Source organism: Geitlerinema sp. PCC 9228 (genome assembly GCF_001870905.1).
Lineage (GTDB): Bacteria > Cyanobacteriota > Cyanobacteriia > Cyanobacteriales > PCC-9228 > PCC-9228.
Genome location: NZ_LNDC01000218.1, coordinates 1 through 767, shown reverse-complemented (window position 1 = coordinate 767; position 767 = coordinate 1). Strand labels below are relative to the sequence as shown.

The 767-nt window shown below is 56.3% G+C and carries 1 protein-coding gene; it reads left to right on the top strand.

From position 1 onward, the window contains the following. On the top strand, nt 1–767 hold a 767-nt coding region (locus AS151_RS20375; RefSeq protein ID WP_139240847.1), incomplete at both ends, for a tetratricopeptide repeat protein.

The window sequence follows — 767 nt, the reverse complement described above, 5'->3', positions numbered from 1 at the left end:
GGACGCAAAATAACTTAGCAAATGCCTACAGCGATCGCATCCGGGGAGAGCGCGCCGAGAACCTGGAGCAAGCCATTGCTGCCTGCGAAGCCGCTTTACAAGTTTATACCCGCAGTGCCTTTCCCCAACAGTGGGCAACGACGCAAAATAACTTAGCAAATGCCTACCGCGATCGCATCCTGGGAGAGCGCGCCGAGAACCTGGAGCAAGCCATTGCCGCCTGCGAAGCTGCTTTACAAGTTTATACCCGCAGTGCCTTTCCCCAACAGTGGGCAAGGACGCAAAATAACTTAGGGGGTGCCTACTACGACCGCATCCGGGGAGAGCGCGCCGAAAACCTGGAGCAAGCCATTGCTGCCTGCGAAGCCGCTTTACAAGTTTATACCCGCAGTGCCTTTCCCCAACAGTGGGCAACGATGCAAAATAACTTAGCAAATGCCTACAGCGATCGCATCCGGGGAGAGCGCGCCGAGAACCTGGAGCAAGCCATCGCTGCCTGCGAAGCTGCTTTACAAGTGCGTACCCGCAGTGCCTTTCCCCAACAGTGGGCAGATACGCAAAATAACTTAGCAATTGCCTACAGCGAACGCATCCGGGGAGAGCGCGCCGAGAACCTGGAGCAAGCCATTGCTGCCTACCAAGCTGCTTTACAAGTGCGTACCCGCAGTGCCTTTCCCCAACAGTGGGCAAGGACGCAAAATAACTTAGCAAATGCCTACAGCGATCGCATCCGGGGAGAGCGCGCCGAGAACCTGGAGCAAGCCATT